This window comes from Sulfitobacter sp. HI0129, assembly GCF_001635395.1.
Classification (GTDB): domain Bacteria; phylum Pseudomonadota; class Alphaproteobacteria; order Rhodobacterales; family Rhodobacteraceae; genus Sulfitobacter.
Genome location: NZ_LWGH01000170.1, coordinates 1 through 11,025, shown reverse-complemented (window position 1 = coordinate 11,025; position 11,025 = coordinate 1). Strand labels below are relative to the sequence as shown.

The following is an 11,025-nucleotide window of genomic DNA, read 5'->3' as shown; positions in this document are numbered from 1 at the left end:
CCCTCGTCGGCGATGCGTTTGAGGAAGGAGGGAAAGCGCTTCAGATCCGCTGGTGCATTGCGCGGGCTGTCGCCGCCGAAGCCGGTGTAGCGGTCCTTGACGTACGTGGCGTAGGAGATCTTCGATGTCTCGCCATCCGAGACGATATCGATGCCCGCTTCGGCTTGTTTGCGGATGGTTTCGCTCACTGCCTGGGTCATGGCGGCGTCGAAGGCATTTGCATCGTAGTCCTCGCCGTTTTCGCGCGCGAAGATGAAGTCGACGACCTTCTGGTTGCGTGGCAGGGAACCGACGTGGGTTGTCTTGATGGGCATGGTCATTCCTCCTTGCGCGCCATCAGCACGCTGTCGTTGTTGCACTCGGGGTCTTCCGCAAGAAAGCCGGTGAGCCGCAGGCCGTGGTCCTCCAGCAGCTGTGCGTATCCGGCCGGCGACAGGCTGGCGTGATAGACGGTCCGGTCTGCCACCTGACCTTCAGCCTCGCCTGCCCGGGGGCGACCGTGGCGAGCAGGGTTCCCCCGGAGCGCAGATGGTCCGCGATACGGGAAAGCGTGCGGCGCTGGTCGTCAGATGTTAGGTGATACAGGCTGTCCCAGACTACGATGCCGTCGAAACGCTGCCCGAGGTCGAGGCTGCGCATGTCGGCCTCGTACCAATCCACCTCCGGCCAGCAGCGCAGGGTGATGTCCAGCATGGCGGGGGCGACATCCACCCCCGTCAGCCGAAAGCCTTCGGCCATAAACCAGCGCGCGATGTGCTCGCCCGCGCCGCAGCCGAGGTCGAGCACATGGCCGGCTGCAGGCAGGCCGGCCGCAAAACGCGCTAGCCAGCGCGCCTCGAACAGCGGCCGGGACTGCTGCGCATCGAATGCAGCGGCCTCGGCGTCATAGACGGCGCGCGTGGTTTCGGGATCGGTGGCGCTCATCAGCCGCGCCAGGTCGGGCCGGCGGGATCGTCGGTGGCGATGACGCGGTAGAGCGCGGCCTCGCCCGTCATCGAAGGCTCCGCACTGTGACGCAGCCCCTCCGGGATGCTCATGGTATCGCCGGGTGCGAGCGTGGTGCTGCCGCCGTCCCAGTCGACGCGCCAATGGCCCCTGACCGGCATCAGTACCGACGGCTTGTCATGCGTGTGCATCTCGTCGGGCGCATTGGCACGGGTCAGGAAGTCGACCTCGAACCCCGGCTTGTCGCGCATGATGCCGGTCTCGCCGATCACCTTGACCGGGCCGTCGTTCGACAGCGCCACCATGTCCAGGTAGCGACGGACGTGACCGCCAACCACGTCGGCCCCGGTGGGGCGATCGACCTTGGCGAGCTCTTTCTGCGTTAGTAGCGGCATCGGTTTCACGCCCTCGGGAAGGCTTTCCCCCTTCTTGCTGTCGTAGAGCTTGCCGTTGTCCCCGAGGATCAGCCCGTGCGCCTTTGCGTCTTCAATCACATGCGGCGCCCAGGTCACGCCGCCGCCGGCATCGTCGCCGCCGAGGATCGCCATGATCATTCCGTAATCGGTGCCAACGTTCTCGAACCCGCGGAAGATGTTGGTGGGGATGTTGATGATGTCGCCCTCTTCGAGGATGACCTCGCCCGCGTCGCCCTTTTCACCCCAGAAGAAGCGCCAGCGGCCGGACAGGACAAAGAACACCTCCGCGGTGCGGTGGTTGTGCAGCGAGTTGCGGCAATGCGGCGGCTGCCCGGCCGCGCCGACGTTAAAGCCGTGGGGAATGGTGATGTGGACGTGCTGGTCGGCAGATTCGGAGACGCCACCGCCGATGATGGTGAAGTTCTCCTTCTGATCGCTGCCCGGCGTGTGGGCGTCGATGAAGGCGGTCTTGCAGGGTTTGAGTTCGCCGTAGCGGACGATGCGGTCGGTCATTTCGTGTTGGGTCATCAGGATCTTCCTTCGTGTTGCCGGGCCATGCGGACCGCGGCGATTGAACAAATCGGATGGGATTTGCTCAGCGTCCCGGAGGACGGTTGTTCAACCGGCGGGCGCGCAGGCTTGCCAGATAGCCGTGCCGTGCGCTCAGAAGCGACGTGATCGAGTTCATTCTAGAGCGCCGGTGTGCAGGTGGATCTGTTTCCAGATGGCGACTTCGTCGATCATGGTGAACTCACGCCGCAGGCCCCATTCGCCCCATTCTGCGTGGGTTGCACCCATCACATGAACTTCTGCCCCCGTGGGCGCGTAGAAGAAACCGTGACCCGAGTGCTTGCCGGTCAACGACCAGCGCACCGCGGCACGGTTCGGCGTGCCGGGATCGGAACGGCCGATCTGGTGATGGATTTCGAACGTCGCGGTCGGAAAGGACGAGCGCAGCCGCATCCAGTCGGTCTCGGCGAAGTCGTAGGACCAGCCTCCGCGTGCACCCCAATGCTCGGTCCGGACGGCGCGGTCGTATTGCTCGCGGATGACGGTGAAGTCCTTGTCCATGATCCGGGTCAGGATATCGCCCAGCCGCGCACCCCATTCGTTGTCGTTGCCGCGCCCGGAGTAGGGCCCGGAAACGTCGTGGTCGGGGTGGAACGGGCGCCGGCAGGTCTCCGGCCCACCCTCGGCCTTGATCTGATAACGGGCATATTCCGCCGGATCCCAGCCCAGTTGGCGCGCGATGCCGCCGACATCGCGGATCAGCCATTCGTCGTCGATCACATCTGCCTTGGCGGCGCAGTCGGCGATGACCCGGATGACGAAGCTCTTGCCGGTGGGCGGACCGAAGGCGCCATGTCCGGTGTGGGTGCCGGTGGTGACGATGCGGTGCGAGGACAGATAGCGGCCGTCTTCCGGCCCTTCGGACCAGATCACGTCCTCACCCAGCAACTGCCGGTCGGGAAACTCCGACAGTGTCGCCAGCGTGCCGTCGATCACCCCGGCGTTGCCCTGTGCCAGCCCCGAGGGGAAGCGCATGGGGATGTCCTTGCCATAGTAATGATGCAGCGTGGCGAGCCCGCGGTCTTCCCAGATCTCGCGGGTGATCTTCAGGATGTAATCGGGCAGGTCCTTGAACCGGTTCGAGAAAGCCTTCATTCGTGTTGACCCGTTTGCAGAAGGATCTGTTTCCAGATCGCGGTTTCGTCGATCAGGGTGAATTCGCGGCGCACAGTCGGTTCGCCCCAAGGGCCGTTGCCTGCGAAGGGGCCGAACTCGGCGTGGCTGATCCCCATGATGTAGACCTCGGCTCCGGTCGGACGGCCGAAGCGGCCCCAGCCGGAGTGCTTGCCGTGCAGGCTCCAGCGGACCGCGGCACGAGGCGGCATCAGCGGATCGTCGCGGCCCACCGCATGTTCGACCTTGAACTCGGCATGCGGAAAGGCCGCGCGCAGCCCCATCCAGAACAAATCGGCGTCGCTCCAGCCTAGCCCCTCCTGCCCGCCGGGATAATGCAGGCTGACGGCGCGGTCGTAGGCGCGCGGGATCACCTCCATGTCGGCGGCCATGATGGAGCGGAGCACATCCGCATAGCGCTGCCCCCATTCGTTGCGGTTGCCGTGCCGGTCATACGGGCCCGCTACGTCCGTCGCGGGCGTCATCGGCTTGACGCAGGCATCGGCCCCGCCTTCGCGCGCGATCAGGTCGCGGGTCCAGTCCTTTAGGTCAAAGCCCATCTGCGCCACGATGGCCGACTGGTCGCGCACCAGCCATTCGTCATAGACCGCATCGTCGCGGATCGCGCAGTCGGCAAGAATGCGATAGGTCACGCGTTTTCCGGTGGGCGCGCCGTACATGCCCGGATGGCTGTGCGTCGCGCTGCAGATCAGCCGGTGGGAGGAAAGGTATGCCTCGGAGGTCTCGGTCGCGCCCTCCGGGTCGTCGCACCAGATCACGTCTTCGCCCAGAAGCTCGCGGTCGGGAAACTCCGCCAGCGTCGCCATTGTGGCAGCGATCACGTTGGTATTGTCCTGCACTACCGAGGCGGGCGAGCGCACGATCAGCCCGTCGGCGTAGAGGTGCCGTAGCGAGCCGATTTCACGGTCCTCCCAGATCTGCTTGGTGATGCCGATGATGTAGTGCGGCACGTCCTGCCACTTCGGGTCAAATCCGCGCATTCAGCTGTCTCCCGCGTTGATGGTCGAGCCGCGCGGCATCAACTCGCCGGGCAGCTTAATGTGTTCGGGCGCCGCGTCGCTGTCCTCGATGCGGCGCATCAGGATGTCCACGGTTCCGGCGACCAGCCGGTTGATCGGCTGGCGATAGCTGGTCAGGTCATAGGCGGGCCAGGCGGCAATGGGCACGTCGTCGAAACTGGCCACCGCCACATCCTCGGGAATGCGCAGCCCAAGCTTCGACCGGATCACGTCCATCACGGCAAAGGCCATGTAGTCGTTGCAGACAAAGACCGCGTCGGGGTGTTCGCGCCCGGCGAACATCTCCAGCGCCGCTGCCCGGGCCTGTCCATATTCGAAGTTGCCCAGTTCGCGCGCTGCCAGTGAGAGCCCTGCCTCCTCCAGCCCTTCGCGAAAGCCCGCTTCGCGGTCGCGCTGTGTCGAGGCCTGCTCCATGCCGGCGATATAGCCGATCTTCCTGTGTCCCGCGGCAACGAAATGCGCCGCGATGGCCCGCCCGCCAAGGTGGTTGTTGGTGGCGACCGAAGACATCCCCGGATCGTCCTGAACGCGGTTAAACAGCACCACGGGGATGCCGTGCTCATGGCAGCGCTTGGCCAATTCCGACGACATCGAGACCGAGGCTAGCACGATGCCGTCCACCTGATAGTCGAGGATCTCGGTCATCACCTTCTGGACATCCGCCGCCGTGTTGCGCGAGATGAAGACCAGCACGTGATAGCCCTTGTCCTGAAGCGCGACCGATAGACGTTCGACCACTTCCGGATAGAACTGGTTGTTCAGGTAGGCCACCACCAGTCCGATGATCCGGCTCCTGCCGGTGATCATCGCGCGGGCCAGCACGTTGGGCCGGTAGCCCAACTCCTCCGCGGCACGCATCACCTTTTCACGGGTCGCCTTGGACACGCTGGCACCGGGGGTGAACACCCGGCTCACCGCCGACTGGCTGACCCCGGCGCGATGCGCCACCTGCAAGGATGTGATGCGTTCGCTTGCCATCAATCCGCCGTCCAACCTCCATCGATCAGCATGGAGGTGCCGGTGACCAGAGATGAGGCGTCCGAGGCCAGGTAGAGCACCGCCCCCATGACGTCCTCGACCTCGCCGACGCGGCCCAGCTTGATCTTCTCCTCGAGCCAGGCGACGCGCTCAGGATTGTCGAAGGTCTGCGCGGTCAATGGCGTGCGGATGAAGGTCGGGCAGATGGAGTTGATACGGATCTGCTGCTTACCCCATTCGATCGCCATCGACTTGATCATGCCTTCCAGCCCGTGTTTCGATGCGCAGTAGACCGCCCGGTCGATACCGCCGACGTGACCCATCTGGCTGCTGATATGGATGATCGAGCCGCCGGTCCCGGCCATGCACTTCGCCGCCGCGATCGACAGGAAGTAGGCGGCCCGCAGGTTCACCCCCATCACCGCGTCGAAATCCTCCGCCGTGGTTTCCAGCGCCGGGCCGTGGCGTGCCAGCCCGGCGGAGTTGACCACCACATTGAGCTCTTGGCCCGCCAACGCGTCGGTCATCGTGTCGAGATTGCCGATGTCCAGCGCCAGCGCTTCGGCCGACCAGCCTTCGGCCTGCATCGCCTGCACAGTGTCTTGCAGCCGCTCCACCCCTCGCGCTGCGCAGATCACATGCGCACCAGCCTCGGCCAGTGCCGCCGCGCAAGCCTGTCCGATGCCAGAGGAGGCGCCGGTCACCAGCGCGCGCTTGCCGTCGAGGCGCAGGGAAGGGGTGCGGGGCAGGTCTGTCACTGGCTCATACCGTCCGGAATGGTGATGCGCCCGATGTTGCGGGCCTTGTTGAACTCGCGCAGCCGGGCGAAGACGTCGACGCCCAGCTGGTCATAGACGTGCAGCAGATCGACCAGTACCCAGTTTTCGCGGATGCGGCCGTTTTCCAGCCGCCAGAAGTCGAGGCTGCGCATGGTTATCTTCCGGTCCGAGGGCGCAATGCTCAGCCAGCCGCCATGCTTGACCGTCTGTGCCATGTTTGGCCAGCCGGTCACACCGGCATAAGCGCCGTCGCCGAAGAAATGGTGGTGCGTCTCGTCCGAATGCTGCCCCCGGTCGGGCATGGCGGTCAGGAACGGGATCTGGTGCCAGTTGCGGAAGCCCGCGATGCCGCGCGCCGTGCCGATGCCCGACGGCCCATACCAGTTCATGCGCGGGTGCCAGTAGCGCTCAAGCTCCATGACCTCCGGTCCGCCCTGGCTGGGGTATTTCTTCAGACAGGCGAGCATGTCGATGATGTGCTGTTGGGACGCGCGCGCTTTATCCACATCGAACGGCCCCGGCACGAGCCCATCCTGCGTCGCCGGTCCGGGTACGTGGAATTCCAGCCCCAACGATGGTGCCATGGGCCAGACGCCTGCCTGCATCATGACTTCGGGGATGTCCCAGAGCGCCTGCACCTCAATGACCTTGCCGTCCTCGATGCGATAGAATTCGTGGAACCGCACGGTGACCTGATGCCCGGTCGGCGGAATATCGAGCCACGGGCCGGTGAAGACTCCGGTGTAGTAGCCACCACAGCCAACCCAGTTCGCGCCGTCCTGATCCGGCCCCGCCATGACGATGTAATCGCGCCGTTCCAGATCCGGCCATGCGTCGAGCAGGTCGCGATAGGCTGTGTTGTAGAACGCCTCCGGCCCGGTGCTGTCGCCGAAGGGATGACAGAGGCGGAACAATGTGTCGGACGTACTGACATCGGCCAGCGCCTTGCGCACGGTGGCCTCGTCGAAATCATACATCGCGGCCCGCAGCGTCGCGATCAAGTCCTTGTTGGCGCTATGGACATCCATGAAAGGGTCCGGTCCTTCTCTGGTTCGAAAATATCTCGGGTAGCACGACGAGCTGGCCCCTCGTTCCCGCACTCTCAACTCACTCCGCCGCTTCGGGCAGATATGCCGCCTCGCCGTAAGGCACGTTCACCCCGCCATAACGCCGCACCCGCACGTTGCACTGCTCAGCGTGGCCGACAAAGCCCTCCAGCAGGCAGAGTCGCGAGCCGTAGGCGCCGATCCGGGCCGCGGCCTCGTCCGTGGTGACCTGTTGATAGCTGTGCGTCTTCAGGTACTTGCCGACCCAGAGCCCGCCGGTATAGCGCCCTGCCTTCTTGGTCGGCAGCGTGTGGTTGGTGCCGATCACCTTGTCGCCATTGGCCACGTTTGTGCGCGGGCCGAGGAACAGCGCGCCGTAGCAGGTCATGTTCTCGAGGAACCAGTCGTCGCGGTCGGTCATCACCTGCACGTGCTCGCTGGCGATGTCGTCGGCCACCTCAAGCATCTCTTCGTAGGTGTGGCAGACGATCACCTCGCCGTAATCCTCCCAACTGACTTTCGCGGTGTCGGCGGTGGGCAGGATGCCAAGCAGGCGATCGATCTCGGAGAGTGTCTCCTGCGCCAGCTTCTCGGAATTGGTGAGCAGCACGCAAGGACTGTTATAGCCGTGTTCAGCCTGCCCCAAAAGGTCGGTGGCGCAAAGCTCGGCGTCTGCGGCACTCTCGTCGGCGATGACCATGGTCTCGGTCGGGCCGGCGAACAGGTCGATGCCGACGCGACCAAAGAGCTGGCGCTTGGCTTCGGCCACGAAGGCGTTGCCGGGACCGACGAGCAGGTGCACCGGGTCGATTGTCTCGGTGCCGATCGCCATAGCGCCCACCGCCTGGATGCCGCCGAGAACATAAATCTCGTCCGCGCCGCCGAGGTGCATTGCGGCGATCACGCCGGGGTTCGGCTCGCCGTCAAAAGGCGGCGTGCAGGCGACGATGCGCGGCACACCCGCGACCTTGGCGGTGGCCACTGACATATGCGCCGAGGCCACCATAGGGAACTTGCCGCCGGGCACGTAGCAGCCCACCGATTGTACCGGGATATTCTTGTGGCCCAGAATGACGCCGGGTAGCGTCTCGACCTCGATATCCAGCATCGAGTCGCGCTGAGCTTGGGCGAAATTGGTCACCTGCGCCTGCGCGAACTTGATGTCCGCAAGGTCCTGCGGGCTGACTTTGGCAATGATCGCCGCGATCTCGCCTTCGGTCAGGCGATAGCTTCCCCGATCGTACTTGTCGAATTTCACTGCCAGTTCGCGGACCGCGTCGTCACCCCGTGCCTCGATGTCCTTCAGCGTCGAAGCCACCACGGATGCGGTCTTGGCGTCGTCTTCGGCACGGTCGGTCTCTGACTTGCCGCGCTTGAGGTATTGCTTTGCCATTTTGCGTTCTCCCGCCCCGGACCTGATCCGGGGCCTCCTGGTTGGTGAGGTCCCGGGACAGGCCCAGGACGCGGTTTCACTCGGCGGCACACGGCGCGCCTGGCCGCGGGGCTTTGCGCAGGCCGCGGTCATAGGCCTCCCAGCCTTCGCCATTGAACAGATCGATGCCTAGCTGCGCCGCGACATGGACGAAATCGACATTCACCCAGTTGTCGACGATCTTGCCGTCGACAACTTTCCAGAAATCCATGTAGCGGATCTCGACCCGGCGGCCTGTCGGCGCGATGCCGAGAAATTCTCCGGAATGCGTCGCTTCCTGCCGGCCGAAGGCCGCGGCCCATTCGCCCATGTAGAGCCGGGCCTCGTCAATGCAGACCTTTTCGGAGAACGCCGCCTGAAACGGCCGCTGCCAATTGTCCTGAAATTCCTTCAGCCCGTACTTGGTGCCGCAGCCGGCATTACCCATCCAGCGAAAACCCGCGGAAAAGAACTCGCCGATGTCGTCGATCCGGTGATCGTTGAGACCGTCGACCATGCCTTCGATCACCGCGCGGGTCTCCTCGGTCTTGGTCATGTCGGTGTCGCGGGTCAGGACCGCTTGCTCGGGGCGGTTGTCGTTCATCTCGGATTGTCCTTCCTCATGTCTGGCGAAAACGGTTCGCGGACAAAGTGTCGATTCGCCGTCATCCGCGGGCGATCCTTTCCCCGGAGGCGGTATCGAACAGGTGGCAGATCCCGGCCGGGATGCGGGCATGCACGATCTCGCCGATCTCGGCACGGAACTCCTTGTGGGTCTTGATCGAGACCAATGCGCCGCCGAGCCGCCATGTGATCATCGTGGCCTCGCCCAGAAGCTCGATCGAATACATCGGCGCGGCGATCTGACCGCCGCCCCCGACGATCTCGGCATCCTCGGCGCGGAAGCCCAGCGTGATGTCGCCCGAAGGCCCGGTGGGCAGCCCCTCGACCCGGATGCCGTCGCCCTGGAACACGCCGTTTTCCAGCTTGCCCTCAACAAGATTCATCGCGGGCGAACCGATGAAGCTGGCGACGAAGGTGTTTGCGGGGTTGTCGTAGATGTCCGTCGGCGTGCCGACCTGCTGGATCCGGCCCTTGTTCATCACCACCACGCGGTCGGCCAGTGTCATGGCTTCGATCTGGTCGTGGGTCACATAGACGGTGGTGATCTTCAGCTTGGATTGCAGGTTCTTGATCTGCGCCCGGGTGCTGACGCGCAGCTTGGCATCCAGGTTCGACAGCGGCTCGTCCATCAGGAAGATGTTGGGTTTACGCACGATGGCTCGGCCTAGCGCCACCCGCTGGCGCTGGCCGCCTGAGAGCTCGGCGGGGCGGCGGTGCATGAAATCCTCGAGCTCGGTCATGCGGACCGCGTTCATCACCATTTCCTCGTGCTTCTCCTTGGGCACCTTACGGACGCGCAGAGGGAAGCGGATGTTTTCGTAGACCGACAGGTTCGGATAAAGCCCGTAGGACTGGAACACCATCGAGATGTCGCGGTCCTTCGGCTCCATCTTGTTGACGACCGTGTCGTCGAACAGGATTTCGCCCTCGGTCACGTCCTCCAGCCCGGCGATCATCCGCATGGTGGTAGACTTGCCGCAGCCTGAGGGGCCGAGCAGGACAAGGAATTCCTGGTCCGCGATTTCGAGGTCGAAGTTCTCGACGCCCACGAAGGCACCCCAACGCTTGTTGACGTTTTTCAGTTGCAGTCTGGCCATTGCAGAAGCCCCTTATCCCTTGACGGCGCCAGCGGTCAGGCCGCTCACGATTTGACGTTGAAAAAACAGAATGAGCACGAAGAGCGGCACGATGGCTGAGACAACGGCGGCGACGGCGTACATCACTTTGCCCTCTTCCTGCGTGGACCCCAAGAACGAGTTGATCTTGGGGATCATGGTCGCGTTCTCCTGGGTCAGCAGCATCGAGGTGACGGTGAAGTCGTTGTAGGCTAGCAGGAAACTGAACAGACCCGTCGTCACCACGCCGGGCCACATTACCGGGATGATCGCCAGCCGGAAGGCCTGGAACCGGGTGCAGCCATCGACCATCGCGGCCTCGTCCAGATCCTTGGGGATCGACAGGAAGAAGCTGTGCAGCATCCAGAGCGTGAAGGGCTGGTTGATCGCCACCAGCACGATGATCGTCGTGGGCAGGTAACCCCAGATATTGAGCTGAAAGAACGGCAGCAGGTAGCCCGAAACCAGCGTAACATGCGGCATGGCGCGGAACACCAGCGCGGCCATCAGCAGCCAGAAAGTGTATTTGAACCCCGAGCGTGCCAGCGCATAGCCGCCCAGCGTGCCCAGCGTGAGCGAGATCACCACGACCGAGAAGGTGACGAGGGCGGTGTTGAGCACCGCGCGCCAAAACTCCTGCTCGACCCAGGCGCCCTCATAACCCGCACCGGTGAAGGGACTGCCGTACTGGCGTTCGGTCACCGGTCCGGTGATCGCGTTCATCCAGTCGGCGCGGGAGAAGAAATCGGCCTCGACCTTGAACGAGCCCCACATGGTCCAGAGGAACGGGAAGGCGGCAATGACCAGCCAGAGAAGCACGAAGCCGGTCGACAGGGCCACAAGCGATGGTGGTTTCTTGTCGGCAAGATTGGACATGACGGCCCCCTCAGGTCTTGCGGTTGAATTCGCGCCAGTTGCGGCGCAGGACCGGCAATAGCAGGATGATGACGCCGAGGATGGTCAGCAGCGATGTCGCGGCGGCTGAGCC

At 64.1% G+C, this 11,025-nt stretch carries 11 protein-coding genes and 1 pseudogene; all 12 read right to left on the bottom strand.

The window, feature by feature from the left end; all coding sequences use genetic code 11:
* Positions 1-314, bottom strand: a pseudogene (locus A3764_RS01585) (epoxyalkane--coenzyme M transferase); the annotation flags it as partial.
* Positions 315-336: 22 nt separating this feature from the next.
* Positions 337-924 (bottom strand): class I SAM-dependent methyltransferase, encoded by a 588-nt coding sequence (locus tag A3764_RS01580; protein ID WP_082850961.1) that lies wholly within the window; start codon positions 922-924, stop codon positions 337-339.
* Positions 924-1,889: a cupin domain-containing protein gene (locus tag A3764_RS01575; RefSeq protein WP_067925639.1), complete on the bottom strand. Its 966-nt coding sequence runs from the start codon at positions 1,887-1,889 to the stop codon at positions 924-926. Before A3764_RS01575 ends, A3764_RS01580 begins: the two co-directional genes overlap by 1 nt.
* Before the next feature lie 156 nt (positions 1,890-2,045).
* Positions 2,046-3,026 carry a nuclear transport factor 2 family protein gene (locus A3764_RS01570; protein WP_067925642.1) on the bottom strand — a complete coding sequence of 327 codons (981 nt, stop codon included), beginning with the start codon at positions 3,024-3,026 and terminating at the stop codon, positions 2,046-2,048.
* Positions 3,023-4,045 carry a nuclear transport factor 2 family protein gene (locus tag A3764_RS01565; protein WP_067925645.1) on the bottom strand — a complete coding sequence of 341 codons (1,023 nt, stop codon included), beginning with the start codon at positions 4,043-4,045 and terminating at the stop codon, positions 3,023-3,025. The genes A3764_RS01570 and A3764_RS01565 overlap by 4 nt, the downstream gene beginning before the upstream one ends.
* Positions 4,046-5,062: a LacI family DNA-binding transcriptional regulator gene (locus tag A3764_RS01560; protein ID WP_067925647.1), complete on the bottom strand. Its 1,017-nt coding sequence runs from the start codon at positions 5,060-5,062 to the stop codon at positions 4,046-4,048. It abuts the gene before it with no gap.
* Positions 5,062-5,820, bottom strand: a complete 759-nt coding sequence (locus A3764_RS01555) for an SDR family NAD(P)-dependent oxidoreductase (protein ID WP_067925650.1) — start codon at positions 5,818-5,820, stop codon at positions 5,062-5,064. The genes A3764_RS01560 and A3764_RS01555 overlap by 1 nt, the downstream gene beginning before the upstream one ends.
* The gene (locus A3764_RS01550) at positions 5,817-6,869 is read right to left on the bottom strand and encodes an ester cyclase (RefSeq protein WP_067925653.1); all 1,053 of its coding nucleotides are present in this window, start codon (positions 6,867-6,869) and stop codon (positions 5,817-5,819) included. Before A3764_RS01550 ends, A3764_RS01555 begins: the two co-directional genes overlap by 4 nt.
* A 79-nt stretch (positions 6,870-6,948) precedes the next feature.
* Entirely contained in the window at positions 6,949-8,280 is a 1,332-nt protein-coding gene (gene hisD / locus A3764_RS01545; RefSeq protein WP_067925656.1) for a histidinol dehydrogenase, read from the bottom strand.
* A 76-nt stretch (positions 8,281-8,356) separates the two neighbouring features.
* Positions 8,357-8,902 carry an ester cyclase gene (locus tag A3764_RS01540; RefSeq protein WP_067920844.1) on the bottom strand — a complete coding sequence of 182 codons (546 nt, stop codon included), beginning with the start codon at positions 8,900-8,902 and terminating at the stop codon, positions 8,357-8,359.
* A 61-nt stretch (positions 8,903-8,963) separates the two neighbouring features.
* Positions 8,964-10,019 carry an ABC transporter ATP-binding protein gene (locus A3764_RS01535; protein ID WP_067920842.1) on the bottom strand — a complete coding sequence of 352 codons (1,056 nt, stop codon included), beginning with the start codon at positions 10,017-10,019 and terminating at the stop codon, positions 8,964-8,966.
* A 12-nt stretch (positions 10,020-10,031) separates the two neighbouring features.
* Entirely contained in the window at positions 10,032-10,913 is an 882-nt protein-coding gene (locus tag A3764_RS01530; RefSeq protein WP_067920840.1) for a carbohydrate ABC transporter permease, read from the bottom strand.
* Positions 10,914-11,025: the final 112 nt, after the last annotated feature.

What these genes read in the sequence shown, in the direction of transcription:
- A3764_RS01540 (WP_067920844.1), bottom strand. Translation starts at nt 8,902, where the DNA reads ATGAACGACAACCGCCCCGAGCAAGCGGTCCTGACCCGCGACACCGAC.
- A3764_RS01580 (WP_082850961.1), bottom strand. Translation starts at nt 924, where the DNA reads ATGAGCGCCACCGATCCCGAAACCACGCGCGCCGTCTATGACGCCGAG.
- A3764_RS01550 (WP_067925653.1), bottom strand. Translation starts at nt 6,869, where the DNA reads ATGGATGTCCATAGCGCCAACAAGGACTTGATCGCGACGCTGCGGGCC.
- A3764_RS01535 (WP_067920842.1), bottom strand. Translation starts at nt 10,019, where the DNA reads ATGGCCAGACTGCAACTGAAAAACGTCAACAAGCGTTGGGGTGCCTTC.
- A3764_RS01575 (WP_067925639.1), bottom strand. Translation starts at nt 1,889, where the DNA reads ATGACCCAACACGAAATGACCGACCGCATCGTCCGCTACGGCGAACTC.
- A3764_RS01570 (WP_067925642.1), bottom strand. Translation starts at nt 3,026, where the DNA reads ATGAAGGCTTTCTCGAACCGGTTCAAGGACCTGCCCGATTACATCCTG.
- hisD (WP_067925656.1), bottom strand. Translation starts at nt 8,280, where the DNA reads ATGGCAAAGCAATACCTCAAGCGCGGCAAGTCAGAGACCGACCGTGCC.
- A3764_RS01560 (WP_067925647.1), bottom strand. Translation starts at nt 5,062, where the DNA reads ATGGCAAGCGAACGCATCACATCCTTGCAGGTGGCGCATCGCGCCGGG.
- A3764_RS01530 (WP_067920840.1), bottom strand. Translation starts at nt 10,913, where the DNA reads ATGTCCAATCTTGCCGACAAGAAACCACCATCGCTTGTGGCCCTGTCG.
- A3764_RS01565 (WP_067925645.1), bottom strand. Translation starts at nt 4,045, where the DNA reads ATGCGCGGATTTGACCCGAAGTGGCAGGACGTGCCGCACTACATCATC.